The sequence below is a fragment of the Aeromonas sp. 600527 genome, assembly GCF_049175415.1.
Lineage (GTDB): Bacteria > Pseudomonadota > Gammaproteobacteria > Enterobacterales > Aeromonadaceae > Aeromonas > Aeromonas veronii_A.
In genome coordinates this window covers 17004-33347 of sequence record NZ_JAAKVA010000010.1, presented here as the reverse complement: position 1 = coordinate 33347, position 16344 = coordinate 17004, and the positions used below count along the sequence as shown (strand labels likewise).

17 protein-coding genes are annotated in these 16344 nt (G+C 60.4%); 7 read left to right on the top strand and 10 right to left on the bottom strand.

What is annotated here, in order from left to right; genetic code table 11:
* Positions 1 to 25: 25 nt before the first annotated feature.
* Entirely contained in the window at positions 26 to 910 is an 885-nt protein-coding gene (locus G5154_RS13330; RefSeq protein ID WP_421251064.1) for a hypothetical protein, read from the top strand.
* Here the strand turns inward: G5154_RS13330 and G5154_RS13325 are convergent.
* A complete protein-coding gene (locus G5154_RS13325) occupies positions 904 to 1788 on the bottom strand; it encodes a LysR family transcriptional regulator (RefSeq protein WP_005336083.1) in 885 nt (294 codons plus the stop codon). The genes G5154_RS13330 and G5154_RS13325 overlap by 7 nt on opposite strands.
* Positions 1789 to 1922: 134 nt before the next feature.
* On the opposite strand from G5154_RS13325, the gene G5154_RS13320 reads away from it, so the two are divergent.
* From G5154_RS13320 to dhaR, 5 genes are all read left to right on the top strand, one after another.
* The gene (locus G5154_RS13320) at positions 1923 to 2324 is read left to right on the top strand and encodes a CidA/LrgA family protein (RefSeq protein WP_040069042.1); all 402 of its coding nucleotides are present in this window, start codon (positions 1923 to 1925) and stop codon (positions 2322 to 2324) included.
* A complete protein-coding gene (locus G5154_RS13315) occupies positions 2317 to 3006 on the top strand; it encodes an LrgB family protein (RefSeq protein WP_421251063.1) in 690 nt (229 codons plus the stop codon). Before G5154_RS13320 ends, G5154_RS13315 begins: the two co-directional genes overlap by 8 nt.
* Before the next feature lie 74 nt (positions 3007 to 3080).
* Entirely contained in the window at positions 3081 to 3977 is an 897-nt protein-coding gene (locus G5154_RS13310) for a hypothetical protein (RefSeq protein WP_421244503.1), read from the top strand.
* 250 nt (positions 3978 to 4227) lie between these two features.
* On the top strand, positions 4228 to 5088 hold the full coding sequence (locus tag G5154_RS13305) for a patatin-like phospholipase family protein (RefSeq protein ID WP_216980013.1): 861 nt from the start codon (positions 4228 to 4230) through the stop codon (positions 5086 to 5088).
* A gap of 110 nt (positions 5089 to 5198) precedes the next feature.
* Positions 5199 to 7100, top strand: coding sequence for a dihydroxyacetone kinase operon transcriptional regulator DhaR (gene dhaR / locus G5154_RS13300; RefSeq protein ID WP_421251062.1), 1902 nt, complete (start codon positions 5199 to 5201; stop codon positions 7098 to 7100).
* 89 nt (positions 7101 to 7189) lie between these two features.
* Here dhaR and G5154_RS13295 read toward each other — a convergent pair whose 3' ends face one another.
* The 8 genes from G5154_RS13295 to G5154_RS13260 all read right to left on the bottom strand — a co-directional run bounded on the left by G5154_RS13295 (position 7190) and on the right by G5154_RS13260 (position 14867).
* The gene (locus G5154_RS13295; RefSeq protein ID WP_042032199.1) at positions 7190 to 8272 is read right to left on the bottom strand and encodes a glycerol dehydrogenase; all 1083 of its coding nucleotides are present in this window, start codon (positions 8270 to 8272) and stop codon (positions 7190 to 7192) included.
* Between the two features lie 125 nt (positions 8273 to 8397).
* Positions 8398 to 9114 carry a dihydroxyacetone kinase phosphoryl donor subunit DhaM gene (dhaM, locus tag G5154_RS13290; RefSeq protein ID WP_421251061.1) on the bottom strand — a complete coding sequence of 239 codons (717 nt, stop codon included), beginning with the start codon at positions 9112 to 9114 and terminating at the stop codon, positions 8398 to 8400.
* 1 nt (position 9115) lies between these two features.
* Positions 9116 to 9745, bottom strand: coding sequence for a dihydroxyacetone kinase subunit DhaL (gene dhaL / locus G5154_RS13285; RefSeq protein ID WP_021231630.1), 630 nt, complete (start codon positions 9743 to 9745; stop codon positions 9116 to 9118).
* Between the two features lie 9 nt (positions 9746 to 9754).
* Positions 9755 to 10825 (bottom strand): dihydroxyacetone kinase subunit DhaK, encoded by a 1071-nt coding sequence (gene dhaK / locus G5154_RS13280; protein ID WP_421251060.1) that lies wholly within the window; start codon positions 10823 to 10825, stop codon positions 9755 to 9757.
* Between the two features lie 238 nt (positions 10826 to 11063).
* Positions 11064 to 12422, bottom strand: a complete 1359-nt coding sequence (locus G5154_RS13275) for an NCS2 family permease (RefSeq protein WP_216980017.1) — start codon at positions 12420 to 12422, stop codon at positions 11064 to 11066.
* Positions 12423 to 12727: 305 nt separating this feature from the next.
* Positions 12728 to 12940, bottom strand: coding sequence for a transcription antiterminator/RNA stability regulator CspE (cspE, locus tag G5154_RS13270; protein WP_005316548.1), 213 nt, complete (start codon positions 12938 to 12940; stop codon positions 12728 to 12730).
* Between the two features lie 593 nt (positions 12941 to 13533).
* Positions 13534 to 13818, bottom strand: a complete 285-nt coding sequence (gene yjbD / locus G5154_RS13265; protein ID WP_005340165.1) for a DUF3811 domain-containing protein — start codon at positions 13816 to 13818, stop codon at positions 13534 to 13536.
* Between the two features lie 146 nt (positions 13819 to 13964).
* Entirely contained in the window at positions 13965 to 14867 is a 903-nt protein-coding gene (locus G5154_RS13260; protein WP_421251059.1) for a cation diffusion facilitator family transporter, read from the bottom strand.
* Between the two features lie 460 nt (positions 14868 to 15327).
* Here G5154_RS13260 and G5154_RS13255 point away from each other — a divergent pair, with 460 nt between their 5' ends.
* On the top strand, positions 15328 to 15453 hold the full coding sequence (locus G5154_RS13255) for a hypothetical protein (RefSeq protein WP_019445191.1): 126 nt from the start codon (positions 15328 to 15330) through the stop codon (positions 15451 to 15453).
* A gap of 73 nt (positions 15454 to 15526) precedes the next feature.
* Here G5154_RS13255 and G5154_RS13250 read toward each other — a convergent pair whose 3' ends face one another.
* A complete protein-coding gene (locus G5154_RS13250; RefSeq protein WP_041233983.1) occupies positions 15527 to 16270 on the bottom strand; it encodes a substrate-binding periplasmic protein in 744 nt (247 codons plus the stop codon).
* Between the last annotated feature and the right edge of the window lie 74 nt (positions 16271 to 16344).

Sequence of the window (16344 nt, the reverse complement as noted above, 5' to 3'; positions counted from 1 at the left end):
ACCCCCTTCAGCCAAGGCGCGGTTTATGTCACCCCTGCATCTGCTGGCCACCGCTCTGCTCTGCATGTTATCGCTGACCGGACAGGCGGCCACCCGGTTTACCTATATCAGCCCGGAGAGCGAGCGGGATCCGCGTACCACCTATGATCGGGAGCTGCTGCGGCTCGCCCTCGACAAGACCCGCGACCAGTTTGGCGATTATCTGCTGGAGTCTGCGCCGCCCATGACCAAGGCGCGCGAGCGGCTCAGCATGCAGCTCGACAGCTATCCCAACCTCTTTGTGATGGACAGCTACAGCAGCACCCGCGAGGATCTGGGGCTCGCCTATGTCCGTTTTCCCATCCATCTGGGCATCGTCAGCTACCGCATCTGTTTTGTCAGTCCGCAACAAAAGGCGGCAGTGAGCAAAGTGACCGACCTCAAGGGGCTGCGCCAGTTCACCTTTGGGCAGGGCAAGGGGTGGCTGGATGTGGATATCCTGCGTTACGCCGGGATGGAGGTGGTGGAAGTGGAGGGGTACGAGAAGTTGTTCAAGATGGTGGCACGGGGTCGCTTCGATCTCTTCTGCCGCGGGGTGAGCGAGCTGCGCAGCGAGCAGCTGACCCACAAGGAGATGACGGATCTGCTGGTGGATGACGCACTGTTGATCTACTACCCGCTGCCCCGGGTTTTCTACACCAATCCCAACAATCGCGAGGCACTGCAGCGGGTCGAGCGGGGGTTGCAGCTGGCGTGGCAGGATGGCTCGCTACAGACGCTGTGGCGCAAGAGCTTTGGCCCGGCCATCGCCTTTGCCAAGCTCTCCCAGCGCCGAATGTTGCGTCTGGATAACCCCTTCCTCGACGGGATCAGCTTCGATTACCGCCCCTACTTCTACAATCCGCAAACCGATCGCTTCGGCGATTACTGAGGCGCCTGCCGCTGGCGGCAGAGGGCCAGCCAGGCCTCGGCGGTGCGCGACAGATAGCGTTCGCTCGGCCAGATCACCCCGAGTCGCCAGCTCAATTCGGGCTCCAGCGGCCGCAGCACCAGACCATCCGGGGTCAGCCGGTTGCAGACCGGCTCCGGCAAGAAGGCGACTCCCATGCCGCTGCGTACCATGGCGGTGAGAAAATCCCACTGGCTGCTGCGCGCCGCCACCTGCGGCACAAAGCCAGCCTCCTGACACGCCTGCTCCAGTCGCTCGCTCAGAGTAAACGCCTGGGTGTAGAGCAGGAAGGGCTCCTCCTGCAGGGATTCCAGCCGCAGCGGTGCTTCGCCATGCCAGCGGGGTTGATCAGGTAGCACGACCCGGATCGGGTATTGATCCAGCTCCAGCGCGCTGAGGGCGCCCCCCTCTTTGGTCGGCAGCATGGTGATAGCGAGATCCAGCTCCCCCTCCAGCACCGCCTGTTCGATGCGACGGCCGCCGTACTCCACCAGGGTCAGCTCCACCTTGGGATAGCGGGTGCGGTAGGCGCGGATCAGATCCGCATAGACGTGACCCACCATGGGGGGAATGCCGAGGGTGAGGCGACCGTGTTGCAGGCTCTGCAGATCCGCCAGTTCGGCCTCCAGCTGCTGCATCTCCGCCAAGATGGTCTGGGCCCGGTTGAACAGCACCTGGCCGCTGTCGGTCAGGGTGAAGCGGCGCCCTTCCCGGTTGAGCAGGGGTTGGCCCAGCTCCTCCTCGATATTGCGGATCATCTTGCTGATGGTGGGCTGGGTGACGAACAGCTTTTCAGAGGCGCGGGTGAAGCTTTTTTCCCGCACCAGTTCGACAAAATAGCGCAGGGCGCGAATATCCATGGACTCTCTCGACTCGTGTTAGCGGGTGCGGGATGAAGTATGCCTATGGGGCATGAATTTGATAATTTTAATTCATTTCTGGCAGGTTTTGCTCAACTCTATACTGTGAGCCGGTTCACAGAAAGACGATGATCATGAAAGCCCTCTGCTTGCGCTGGTTACAGACTCCCTTCCAGATTGTGTTGCTGGCAGCCATCTGGCTGCTGGCCGATACCGCGGTGCGTACCCTCCATCTGCCGCTGCCCGCCAACCTGACCGGCATGCTGTTGCTGCTGGCCTGCATCCTGCTCGGGGTGGTTAAGGCCGAGTGGTTCAGCGCGGGGGCTCGCTGGCTGCTGGCGGAGATGCTGCTCTTCTTCGTCCCCGCCGTGGTGGCGGTGGTCAACTATCAGGATCTGCTGTTGCAGGAGGGGTGGCGCATCATGGTTGTGCTGCTGGTGAGCACCACCCTGGTACTCGGCACCACGGCGCTGGTGGTGGATCGGGTCTACCGCCTCGAACTGAAACTGGCCCGCCGGAGTCGCCGTCATGTCTGATACCCTGCTCGGGCTGATCTGTTTCGCCCTTACCCTGCTCTTCTACTACGCCAGCAAATGGCTCTACGGCAAGAAACGCATCCTGCCGCTGATGCCGCTGCTGCTGGCGCCGACCCTGCTGGTGGCCGTGGTGCTGCTGTTCCACATCCCCTATCAGGATTACATGGCGGAATCCCACTGGCTGCTCTGGCTGCTGGGCCCCGCGACAGTTGCCTTCGCGGTGCCGGTCTACGAGAACCGCCAGCTCATTCGCCGCCACTGGCTGTCGCTGTCGGTCGGAGTGGTCGCCTCGGTCATCATGGCGGTGGGGAGCACCGTGCTGCTGGCCCGCTGGCTGGATCTCTCCGACATGCTGCAACGCAGTCTGGCGATGCGCTCCATCACCACGCCGTTTGCGGTGGAGGCGACCCGCGCCATCGGTGGTCAGAGCGACCTCACCGCGCTGTTTGTGGTGCTGACCGGCGTCATCGGCATGGCGGTGGGGGAGAGCGTGCTCACCGTGCTGGCCATTCGCAGTCGTCTCGGCAAGGGGGCGGGGTTTGGTGCCTCGGCCCACGGCGCCGGCACCGCCAGGGCCTATCAGATGGGCAACGAAGAGGGGGGGGTCTCCAGCATGGTGATGATGATCGCCGGCATGGTGACCGTGTTGCTGGCGCCCCTGCTGGGCCGGATGTTCTGGTAGGCCGAGCTTCCCTTTACAAGGCTGCTCGTCCCGGCGCTACACTCTAGTGAGCGTGTATTTCCGGGATGAGCAGTATGACCTTTCATCGCCTCGCTTCCTGCTTGCTGCTGTGCAGTCTCTTCCTCTTTGCCAGTCCCCTACGGGCGAGCAACGTTTTTACCCACATCAGCCCGGAGAGCGACCGGGACTTGCGTACCCTCTATTTTCGCGACCTGTTGCAACTCGCGCTGGAGAAGACCCGCGACAGCTTCGGTGACTACGAGCTGCGGGTGGCGCCGCCGATGAACCGGATCCGGCTGCGACAGGTGCTGCAAACCAATCTCTATCCCAATCTGTTTGCCGTCGATACACCACAGCCCGCTAGCGGCGAGGCCCTCGACTATGTCCGCTTCCCGGTGGAGCTCGGCATCCTCGGCTATCGCATCTGCTTTGTCAGTCCGCAGCAAGCGAAGACGATTGCCAGCGTGACCCGCTTCGATCAGCTCAAGCAGTACCAGAACGTGCAGGGGCGTGGTTGGCAGGATGTTGCCATTCTGCGGGCGGCCGGTTTGCAAGTGCAGGAGGTGGACGGCTACGAGCGGCTGTTCAAGCTGGTGGCACGTGGGCGGGCCGACCTCTTTTGCCGCGGCGCCAACGAGCTCTTCGCCGAGCTGGAGCAGCACCGTGATGTGGCCGGCCTCATCGTGGAGCAGCGTATCGCCTTGCACTACCCCTTCCTCCATCTCTTCTACACCTTCAAGGGGAATCAGGCGGGGATCCGGCGCATTCAGACCGGGCTCAAACTGGCGTGGCAGGATGGTTCGCTGCAGCGGCTCTGGCTGCACCACTTCAAACCCTCCCTTGAGCGGGCCAGGCTCCACGAGCGCAAGCTGTTCGAGCTGCCCAACCCCCTGCTCAAGGGGATCGACTTTGATTACGACGCCTATCACTACGATCCGGTGATGGGGCGTTTCGGCCCCGGTTTGCCCTGAGTGAGTTGAGCGCACGGCCAGCCCTGCGGCTGGCCTTTTTACAGTAAAAATCATGCCTAAATGGAATGTTTTTTATTATTTTAATTCATTTTTTGCAGGTTTGTTCGCTGCATATACTGGTAGTCGCTTGACGGTATCGGCGCACTCCAGTTGTCCTATCCGTCCAGCAGGCGTCTTGGTGCCCAGCATGAAGGCGTCCATCACCGATCGGGGTATGCCCCGAATTTTTTACCGCTGACGGAGCCTTCACATGTTCTCTTCTGCTACCAGCGCACTCATTGTCGAAGGGGGCGCCATGCGCGGCATCTTCGCCAGCGGCGTGCTAGATGCCTTCGTGGAAAGTCACCACTACCCGTTCGATTTCGTCATGGGGGTCTCGGCCGGCGCGACCAATCTGGTCTCTTACCTGAGCGAGCAGCCGCGCCGCAGCCATCACATCATCACCGAACTGGCTTGCAGCAGCGACTTTCTCGACCCGCTGCGCTTCGTCAAGGGGGGGGATTTGGTGGATGTCAGCTGGCTCTGGCGTACTAGCCGCTACCGCTTTCCCCTCGACCTGGACACTTTCTCCGCCTGTCGTATTCCCTTCTATGCGGTGACCACCGAGGTGGCGACTGGCGCGGCTGTCTACCTGCCTGTGCACCCCGACAATATGGATGAAGTGCTGACAGCTACCTGCGCCCTGCCGGTGGTGCAGCACGAGACCCCCTGTGTCGATGGCCGTCTCATGGCGGATGGCGGTATCAGTGACTCAATCCCGGTGATCGAGGCTTATCGGCGCGGGGCACGGCGGATGACGGTGGTGCTCTCTGAACCCCGCGGCTATCGCAAGAAACCGGCCCGTTTCTGCTGGATGGTCAAAGCCTTGCTGAAAACTCAACCAGCGCTGGCGCAGGCGATGCTGGTACGGGATGTGGCCTATAACCGGGCTCTCGATTTTATTGAGACGCCACCCGCCGATTGCGAGATCGAGGTGATCGCACCACCGGCCGGTTTTCCGGTCTCCCGTTTTACCCGAGATCCATCCAAGCTGGAGTCCGGTTATCTGCAGGGCTACTGGCAGGGGCGCCAGAGCGTGCTGCGGGCAGTCAGGAGTGTACGTGCCGCTTAGCGGCAACCTGGTGTCTTTAAACGTTGCTACCGTCTGAGGCAGCTCACTGAATCGGGGGCGCTGGCGTGGTTAAATGGTCGGCTCACATCTTGCCGGATATTGCTGTGACCATGCCATCTGACCTTCAGCCGCTGCTCGCCTGGCCCGACTATCTGCAGGCATCCTGGCTGCGCTGCGCTCACCAGACCAGTGCCACCCTCTGGCATCCGCCCCACAGCGCCAAGGGGCAGACCTTGCAGAGCCTGCGCCAGCGCAAGCGGGATCTGCTCACCACCGGCGAGATGGCCCTCGAGGATCTCTACGAATTTATGGAGGGGCGCCCCTGCGCCCTGCTGCTCACCGACGAGAGTGGCTGCCTGCTGGCCCAAACCGGCCACCCGGATACCCTGCGCGAGCTGGCGGCGCTGGGGTTTGGCCCCGGCGCCTTTTTCAGCGAGGGGCGCATCGGCACCAATGCCATCAATCTGGCGGCGCTGGAGGGCGTGCCGCTCTGTGTCAGCGGCCCCCAGCACTTCAACCAGACCCTCCACCCGTGGCACAGCTGCGCCAGCCCGGTCTACAACAGCAATGGTCGTCAGGTCGCCATCATCGCCCTGATCTGCAAGGTGGAGGAGGCGAGCGCCGGCGATCTGGCGCTCACCGTCAGCGCCGGGCGCGAGCTGGCCCATCTGCTGCAGATGGAGACCCTGATGCAGGAGTCCCAGCATCACCTGAGCGAACTTTACGCCCTGCTCGACGGCATGGATGACGGCGTGCTGGCCTGGGATCCGCAGGGGCGGCTGCGCTACCTCAACGCGCTGGCAGCCCACCGGCTGCGGCTCGATCCCGCACTCTGTCTCGGCCAGCCGCTGGAGCAGCACCTGTTGTTGCCCCAGCGGTTGCAGCTGGCCATCAGGGGGCAAACGCCACTGAGTCATGTGGAGGTGACGCTGGAGCGGCTCGGCGCGCAGGAGGGGGAGTTTATCAATGCGCTGGTGAGCCTCAAGCCGCTGCCGGGGCCGGAAGGGGTCAGCTTTATCGCCCTGCTGCACCCGGTCGATCGGCTGCGGGCCATTCATCAGCTGCGCCAGACGGTGCCCGAGCTGTCGGCGCTGGTGGGGGAGTCGAGCGCCATGCGCAAGCTGCTGCGCTACGCCCGGCAGGCGGCCCAGAGTCAGGGGCCGATCCTGCTGCGCGGCGAGGAGGAGGTGGGCAAGGCCCAGCTGGCGGAGGCGATCCACTTTGGCAGCGAGCGGGCTGCCGGGTCGCTCATTACCCTCAACTGTCAGGCGCTGCCGAGCGAGCGGATGGCGCTGGAGCTGATGGGTTCCGACGAGGTGGGGCAGGAGCGGGCGGGCAAGTTCGAGCTGGCCCACGGCGGCACGCTCGTGCTGGAGCAGGTGGAGTGTCTCTCTGCCCCCATGCAGGCGGCGCTGCTGCAACTGCTCAAGACCGGCCGCATCCAGCGCTTCGATTCGGCCCGTATCCTGCCGCTCAAGGTGCGGATCATTGCCACCAGCAGCGCCCCGCTGGAGCAGCTGGTGCAGGAGGGGCTGTTTGGTCGTCAGCTGCTCTATGCCTTGCAGGCGTGCGAGCTCTGGCTGCCGGGATTGCGGGAGCGCACGGCGGATCTGCCGGGCCTGATCAGCCAGCAGTTGGCGGCGCAGGGGCGCGAGCCGGTACGCCAGTTCAGCCCGGCGGCCCTCGATTGCCTGCTCGCCTACCCCTGGCCCGGCAATCTGGGGGAGCTGCGCAGTGCCATCGAGCATGCGCTGCTTCACGCCGGTCAGGGGCCGATCCCGCCCGAGGCGCTGCCTGCCGCCATTCGGCACGGCTATCAGCAGGTGGCAGACGAGGTAGTGGGGCAACCGCTGCTCACGCTGGCGGAGCTGGAGCGGCAAGCCATCTTGCGCTGCGCCCATGCTTGCAAGGGGCAGGTGAGCCAGATGGCCCTGCATCTGGGCATCAGTCGCACCACCCTCTGGCGGCGGCTCAAACTGCTCGAGATCGATCCCGCCGACTATCACGGCTGACGGCGAGCCGTTGCGAACCGACCCGTAGAAAATGAAACGGCCCCGCAGATGCGGGGCCGTCTTATATGGCTAGATCAGTCGTGGCGTGGTTACAGCCCCAGCTGGTGGGCGGTGACGATGGCCGCCAACACATCCTCGGCGGTGACCTTGAACGGCATGTTGTGGATGGTCTCGCCCTCGGCGGTGGAGGCTTTGGCCACCTCCATCAGGCGCGCCATATCCAGCTCCTTGACTCCCATCATATGCAGGTTGGTCGGCAGGCCTACCGAGCGGCAGAAACCCAGCACTGTCTCGATCTCCGCCATCGGGGCGTTCTCCAGCACCAGCTGCACCAGAGTACCGAATGCCACTTTCTCACCGTGGTAGAGGTGGTGACACTCGGCCAGCTGGGTCAGACCGTTGTGGATGGCGTGGGCGGCGGCCAGTCCGCTACTCTCGAAGCCGATACCACTCAGATAGGTGTTGGCCTCGATGATGTTCTCCACCGCCTTGGTGCAGAGTCCCTGTTCCACCGCCAGTTTGGCCTTGTAACCATCGGCCAGCAGGGTCTTGTAGCAGAGCTCGGCGATGGCCTGCGCCGCCAGCGTGGAGGCGCCACCGGCCATGGTCTGGCAACCGGAAACCTTGTTGGCGCGCGCCTCGAAGTAGGTGGAGAGCGCATCCCCCATGCCGGAGACCAGCAGCCGCACCGGAGCGCGGGAGACCACGCCGGTATCCATGATGACCATGTTGGGGTTGGTCGGGATCATCAGGTATTCGCTGAATTGCCCTTCCGGGGTGTAGATGACCGCCAGCGCGCTGGTGGGGGCATCTGTGGAGGCGATGGTCGGCACTATGACCACCGGCACCTTCTGGTAGAAGGCGACCGACTTGGCAGTATCCAGCGTTTTGCCGCCGCCGATGCCGATGATGACGTCAAACGGGGTCTGCTGGCAGCGGGCTAGCAGGCGGTCGATCTCGGGGCGGGAGCATTCGCCGTTGAAGCAGTCGAACTCGGGCTTGATCCCCGCGCCGTGGAAGCTGGTGGCCACGGTATCGCCTACCAGCTTGGTGACGAAGGCGTCGGCCAGGATCAGCGGCTTGCTACCGAGCGCTTTGACGTAGTTGCCGATATTGGCGAGGGCCCCGTTGCCTTGCACGTATTTGCTGGGGCTGATGATAATGCGGTCCATATTCTATCCCTCTCTCTTTATCTATTAAGAATCGGGGCGAAGGGGCGGCTGTGCCGGGGACTCCTTCGTCTTGAATGGTGCTGCACTGGCTCAGCGAGCGAGTGCAGCCCCTTGAAACAGTGGCGTCAGTCGCCAAAGCGCTCGTCGGCCAGCTGCTGGAAGCAGGTCAGTGCGGCGGTGGCATCCTCCCCGCGCGCCAGCAGGGTGAGCGTGTCGCCCTGACGCACGTTGAGCATGGCGAGCCGGGTCAGGCTGCGGGGATTGGCCTCTTTATCCCCCTTTTGCAGCTTGAGTTCAGCGGCAAAGGGCTTGAGGGCGGCCACCAGTCGGGCGGCGGGGCGCACATGCAGGCCGTGGGGGTTATCCACCACCACCTCGCAGCGCAGCCAGCCGTCGTCGGAAACAGGGGCTGTCTCGGTGGCGGCCTGCGCTGCACTGGCAGGCAGCATCGCCTGTTTCGGGCCAAGGGCACCGAGCGCTTCGGCGGCTACCTCATCCAGCGTCAGGCCGGAACCGGCCGCCACCACGGCGGCCAGAGTACCCTCGACCAGCGGGGCGGGGCAGAGCTGAACCCTTGCGCTTAACTCGGGGGGCAGCAGTTCGAGGGCGGTTTCGGCGCTCAGCAGGGCGCTGCCCAAGTCCATCAGTACCAGCACGCCGCTACCGTCGTCCGCTTCTTCAATCGCACTCATCACTGCGATGGCGTCGGTGCCGATGGGGTGGTCGGGGTCATCGACCCCGGCCGCCAGCAGCAATCTGGCCGTGCTGCCGAGCTGGTCGGCCAGCGCTTTCAATCCGGCTGCCAGCATGGCGCTGTGAGAGACAACTACGATTCCGATCATGTCACAACCTCGCTCTGTCACGCAGGGCGGTCAGCAGCAACAGGGTCGAGGTGGCCCCGGCATCCTGATGGCCGATGCTGCGCTCGCCAAGATAGCTGGCGCGCCCCTTGCGGGCCTGCATCTGGATGGTGGCCTCGGTACCGGCTGCGGCAGCTGCCACCGCCTTGTCCAGCGCCTCGTTGAGCGGCAGCTCTTGCTGCTGCGCCTGTTGCAGGGCGGCCAGTGCCGGCCACCAGGCATCGCACATGGTCTTGTCGCCCGGCTCGGCACGGCCGCGGGAGACGATCCCCTCGACTCCGTCACTCAGCATTTTGCACAGCTGGCTGAGGCTCAGGCTCTGACAGGCGTCACTGCTGGCCGCCGCCCGGATAAAGAAGGTGCCGTAGAGCGGGCCGCTGGCGCCACCGACCGAGGAGAGCAATGTCATGCCGGTGGTTTTCAGCACCTGACCGATATCCTTGTCCGCTACCGCGGGCAGCTTCTCGGCCACCTTGGCAAAGCCGCGCTGCATGTTGAGGCCGTGGTCGCCGTCGCCGATGTCGGTATCCAGTGCGGTGAGGTAGTCACGCTGCTCGGTAAAGATGTGTTCGCAGTCGAGCAGCCAGTTGACGATGTGATGCTTGCTTAACATGGGTTCTCCTTAGCAGCCGCGACGCAGGGCGGGGGTGTGAACGGGGGCATCCCACAGGGTCATCAGCTCGTCATCCACCTTGAGCAGGGTGATGGAGATGCCGGTCATGTCGAGGGAGGTGCAGTAGGGGCCAATCAGGTTGCGCACCAGATGGATGCCCGCCTCTTCGCACAGGGTGGCGAGGCGACCATAGACGCCATAAAGCTCGGAGATGGGGGTGCCGCCGAGGCTATTGACCAGTGCGATGACCCGATCACCCTTGTTGAGCGGTTCGATAAAGGTGTGCTCTTCCTGCCAGCTGCCGGAGGCTCTGTCCCAGTGACGCAGGGTGCGGCCATAGGGGGTGTTGTCAGCAAGCTCCTTGAACATGTCATCCACCAGGGTATTGAGGCCGGTGAAGGGGCGGCGTTCGATGCCCGGCTCGCCGTGAATGCCCACGCCGAACTCCAGCTCGTTGTCCGCCAGGGTGAAGGAGGGCTTGCCAGCAGCAGGCACGGTGCAGGCGTGGGTGGCAACGCCGATGGTGCGGCTCTGGTTGTTGATGCGGCGGGCCAGCGCCTCGCAGCGGGTCAGGTCATAGCCCGCTTCGGCAGCGGCCCCCACCAGTTTTTCGCACAGAACGGTCGTGGCAACGCCACGGCGACCGGCGGTATAGAGGCTGTCTTTGACCGCCACGTCGTCATCGATCAGCGAGAAGCCGACCTTGACGCCATCGCCGTGTAGCAGCTCGACCGCGGTTTCGAAGTTGAGCACATCGCCGGTGTAGTTCTTCACCAGAAACAGCACGCCCGCGCCGCCATCAACGGCCTGACCGCACTCGTACATCTGATCCGGGGTGGGGGAGGTAAAAATCTCGCCGGGGCAGGCGCCATCCAGCATCCCCTTGCCCACCAGACCGCCGTGCATCGGCTCGTGGCCGCTGCCACCGCCGGAGACCAGCGCCACCTTGCCCATCACGGGGGAGTCGGCGCGAGTGATGTAGTGGGGTTCGATACGGACCTTGAGCTCGGGGTGGGCGGCCGCCATCCCCATCAGTTGTTCACGGACCACGGCATCGACGGCATTGATCAGTTTCTTCATGGCTCACTCCTTGGCTTGCCACCGCACGGGTGGGCAAATGGTTGATGGAGCCAGTCTAACGAGAGAAAAAGGGATAAAAATAACGGCCTGTTTGGTTCGGATTTGAAACAGGATTTGGTGCATTGGCGTTTCAATCTGAAACGACGCGGGGCAAGCGGGCGGGAAACTGTTAGCGGCCTCACAGCCATGAAAAAGGGCCCCGCAGGGCCCTTCGCTATAACCGGAATAAGCGGGTGGGTTAGATGGCCCAGCCACCTGCATAGAAGACCACCAGCGCCAGGGCGATGATGACGGTGCCGATGTTCAGCTTCTTCCACTCGGCAGCGAAGATGCGGCCAACGACCAGCGCCACGAAGCCCAGCATGATGCCGGTGACTATGTTGCAGGTCAGTACGATGAAGACGGCGCACAGCATGCCGGCGAGGGCATCGACCGAGTCGCTGAAGTCCAGCTTGGTGACGTTGCCCAGCATCAGCAGACCGACATACATCAGGGCCGGTGCGGTGGCGTAAGCCGGTACCAGATAGCTCAGCGGGGAGAGGAATATCATCAGCAGGAACAGCACGCCGACCAGCGCAGCGGTCAGGCCGGTCTTGCCACCTGCTGCAGTACCTGCGGCGGATTCGATGTAGACGGCAGCCGGAGCACCTCCCACCGCGCCAGCCACCATGCTGCTGACGGAGTCGGCAGTCAGGGCCTTGCCGCCATTGATAATGTGACCGCGTTCGTTGATGAGGCCCGCCTGACCGGCCACGGCACGGATGGTGCCGGTGGCGTCAAACACGGCGGTCATTACCAGCGCCAAGACGGTGGGGATCACCACCGGATTGAGGGCGCCCAGCAGATCCATGCTGCCTACCAGTGAGCCTTTCTCACCGGTCAGGCTCGGCATGGCGAAGAAGCCTTGCCAGGTCACTTTCGGGTCGAAAATAAGGCCGAGGATGGAGATGGCGATAATCACCATCAGGATGCCACCCGGCACTTTGCGACGTTCCAGACCGAAGATGGCAGCCAGACCCAGTACCGTCATGATGACCGGGAAAGAGGTGACCTCACCCAATTGCACTGGCATGCCGGCCCCTTCGTTCTTGATCACCATGCCGACGCCGTTGGTGGCGATCAGCAGCAGGAACAGACCGATGCCTATGCCGGTGCCGTGGGCGATGCCGGAGGGGAGGTTGTCCAGGATCCACTGGCGCACACCGGTGACGCTGATCAGGGTAAACAGCACCCCCATCAGGAAGATGGCGCCCAGGGCGACCGGAATGCTCAGCCCCTGACCCAGAACCAGACTGAATGCGGTAAAGGCGGTGAGGGAGATGGCGCAACCGATGGCCATCGGGAGCTTGGCCCACAGACCCATCAGCAGGGAGCCGAAGGCGGCGATCAAGCAGGTGGCCACGAAGACGGGACCCTGCTCAAAACCGGCGGCACCTAGCATGTTCGGCACCACTATGATGCTGTAGACCATGGCCAGGAAGGTGGTCAAACCGGCCAGCAGCTCCTGGCGCACACTACTACCGCGCGCAGAAATGGAAAAATAAGAGTCCAGAAAGCCGCCGTTCCCTGACTGGGCGGCCATATCTTGCTTTGCCATAACTAATCCTGAAAGTGTGAAGGAAATCGTTTGCGTTAGTGGCGCGCAAAATAGCAAGAATTCGCGGCAAATGCAGCGGATAACCTGACTTTTTCGTCATTATTTTACACTTTGAGTCCATTCGAAGCTTTGTGTCGGACTCAAGCGGTGAGAGCGTGTAAGGCTGGGATCAAACGGTCGGTGGGAGGGGAGAGCAGTGAGGAAAATGCGGGAAACAACAAAAAACCCGCCGAAGCGGGTTTTTTTAATTCTTGCAGAGCTGTCAGCAGTTGGCGTGAGCCATCAGCAGCATGCTCCGGCTTGAATTACAGACCAACTACGTTGGCAGCAGCCGGGCCTTTCTGGCCTTGCTCGATGGTGAACTCAACGCGCTGACCTTCGTCCAGGGTTTTGAAGCTGGTGGACTGGATAGCGGAGAAGTGTACGAACACGTCTTTGCTGCCGTCAGCCGGGGAGATGAAACCAAAACCTTTCTCAGCGTTGAAGAACTTAACGGTACCAGTCATTTTGTTAGACATAATAATTTCCTTAAATAGTGTTGAATGCCATCTAGATGGCAATTTTTGATTTTTCGTCAGCAATACGTATGGGGAGCACTAAAGAAGGAGAATTATTTGATAAGAATTATCGAAGATAACACTTATACTAATCACTGCTTTACTAAAATGACTGCCTAACATAATCAGGTCTGAACTGCCGAACCATCGAGAAAGATTAAAACACGCTCTCATTTTTAAAGCAAACTTTATCTCGATATTAATGTTTTGTAACAGCCTGAAATCTCATTTTTTGTAGTAAAAATGATGTATTTCAATGGTATAGGAAAAGCATCCGAGACACATGCCATTCTGTAGAAAGTCAGATTCGGCTTTTTTCCCCTGACTGTGTAGCCAGTTCTGGCAAAAAAGATGAGAAAAAAGAAAAAATGGCGATAGACGGGGATTGTCAGTTTGCGTTCTCTCTAACCCATAATGTGAATCACCTCTCAGCTGCTGCGATTAGCGACTGAGAAGCAAATCAATGGCCGCGCCCAATCGGGATCATCGAGCATCGCCCAGACATGCAAACGCCCGCAGGCACCAAGTGCCTGCGGGCGTTTTGCAAGAAGGGGTCAGCGCTTGCTGCGAAACTTGTTGCTGACCGAATCAATCCAGCTGAAGGTTTCCGGCAGTACCTGATTCTTGGCGCGCTCTTTGGCTTTTTCGCGAGCCAGCTTGGAGGCTGCCTTTGCCGCTTCGGCGCGATCCGCCACAATTTTCAGGCGACCCTCTTCGCGGATCTTGTTCCGCTCTCCGTTGGTCAGCTGGTGGTCTGCATTGGCTTGTGCTTTTTGCAATAACAAGGCTATCTCGGCCTTTTCGGCCTCGGTCAGATCTTTCATTTCCAGCTTTTTCACGGCGCGCTCCTGCGGCAGGGTGGTTAGACACCCTAACACAGTTGTGCCGATCACTTCTTATGCAATCGGCTTTCCGGCAGTAAAAATGCGGGTTTGTGCCAACTTTCCGTTCTTTCGCTGCTACTTTCCCGCCTGTTTGCCACATTTCAGTTTATGGCGAGCGGCGAGGGCAGCTCTTGCTCCTCCGGCTCGACATGGATGAGCACGATGGCGTGGGGCAGCTGCTGCATGATGGCGTGCTCGATGCGATCACAGATATCGTGGGCTTCGCTGATGCTCATCTCCGGGGGCAGTGTGAGGTGGAAGTCGATATGGCGGCGGCGACCGGCACGACGGCTGCGCAGGTCGTGAAAACCGCTGGCGGCGGGGCAGCATTCGGTGATGATGTGGCTGGTCATCACCAGCTCTTCCGGGCTCATGCTCTGGTCGATCAGCGGCTGGAAGGCCTCGTTGAGCATACTTATCGCCTCTTTGACAATAAAGATGGCGACCGCCATGGCGACCAGCGGGTCGAGGATGACGAGGGAGTGGCCAAACAGGCCAGCCAGCCAGATACCACCAAGACCGGCTGCCACGCCAGCTGAGGTGAGCACGTCCGCCTTGAGATGAAGCGCATCGGCTGCCAGGGCGACCGACTCCTCCTCTCGGGCCACTTTGTAGAGGTAAGCCGAGACGCCGCTGTTGACCAGCGCCGAGATCACCATCACCAGCACGCCCCAGCCAATGCTCTCAATGGGGCTGGGGGTGATCAACTTGTCGACGGCTTCGAAGATGATCCAGCCCGCGGCCAGCAAGATAAGCAGTGCTTCGATGACGCCGGAGACATTTTCAATCTTGTCGTGGCCATAGGGGTGCCGTTCATCAGGCGGGAGATCAGACTTTTTCACCGCGAACAGGGCGATCAGGGCCGCCACCAGATCCATGGCGGAGTGGATCGCCTCCGAGATGATACTGACCGAGCCGCTGGCGAAACCGGCCACCACTTTCATGGTGATCAGGCTGATATTGGAGCAGACCGACACCATGGCTGCCCTGGTTTTTCTGTTCATGTCACAGCTTCCTGCATATAAAAGGATATTTTGGTGCGGTGGGCATTATATCGGTCTGACAGCAAATAACGCTATTCAGAGTTGTAACTTGATGTTTCCAGTGATATTGCGAATGCTTATTAAAACGGTGGTCACTTGAATGACAATAAATAACAAGAGGGATTTATATTTATCCGTGAAAATATCCAGGTAACGATGGCTTAATATAAGCATGACAACATTTAATAATGCGAATTACTCTTTTTTGGTCTTTCCTGTCGAGGTTGTTTGGATTCGGCACTCAGGAGTAGCTCACTGCATTTTTTGGCCGACCATGAGACTGGATCCGGATGCCACTGGGGGGTATGCTGGGTCTGGTGATGGTCTTGCACCATCGCACCAAGCGTACTGAAGTCGATAATTCGGATGGCATGCTGGCTCCCTTGGGAACCAACTGTCTGGGTAACATTTTTGGAGTTTGATGATGAGTAACAAAGAACATCACAACGGCAAAGATGCCAAGAAAAAACCGCAGATGTCACTGAAAGAGAAACGCGAAGCCAAACGTCAGAAAGCAGAACTGAAAAACGGCAGCGCAATGAAGTAACGCTCCTCCTACTGTTGTTCCTCCGGAGCCAGTACAAAGCCAGCCCTTACCGGCTGGCTTTTTTGTTTGTGGTTCAAGGTGTAGCGCCATATGCCGCAAAAATTTGCCGATAGCGACCATCACTGTGCATCTTCTCAAGCTCTCGATTAAACAGGTTGCGGGCATCTGCCGCGCGAAAGGCAAAGTGATAAACCGTTGGTGAGAAGAGATCCAGCTGTCTTATCTGATCGCGGTCATATTTTTCGCCACTCTGACCCGAGGCAACAAGCTGATCCAGATAGTAGTAGAACACCCGCTCTTCCAACACAATGGCATCGACTCTACCGCGCAGCAGTTGATGAACCTGTACCTGTTGTTTGGCTACTTCCTCGTAGTGAGGATTCTGATTAACCATGTTGGCGAAGGTTTCTCCCAAAATGATCCTTGCCCGCTGAAATGCGGTGACCCTCATGGTGGAGAGCTGGTCCAGTGTGCTGACCTGGCTGCTGCGCAGGGTGAAAATCCGGTTATGGAAAGTAATGACGGGGCGTGTAAGAAAGAGAGGATCAACCATGCCTGGTCGGACGTTGATGATGGCGTCCAGCTTGCCTGACTCGAACAGGCGGAAAGTGCGTTCCAGTGGCAAAAACTCAAAACTGGGTTCATAGCCACTCCCGGCAAATGCTTCTTTCAGCAAGTCCAGCTCTATACCACGGGTATTTTGTTCGATCACATAAGGTGGGATCGCAAAGCTGACCCCTACTTTGAGTGGTTGCGCCAGCAATGTTCCGGAGAGCACACTCGCCAGCAGCAGGACGAACAGGGTAATAGGCTTCATCGCACCTCTCACAAAGTGCTCCTGTTGAGGATATCTGCCACTCTAAAATGGGTGGCCGCTAAAAGTTATACCTC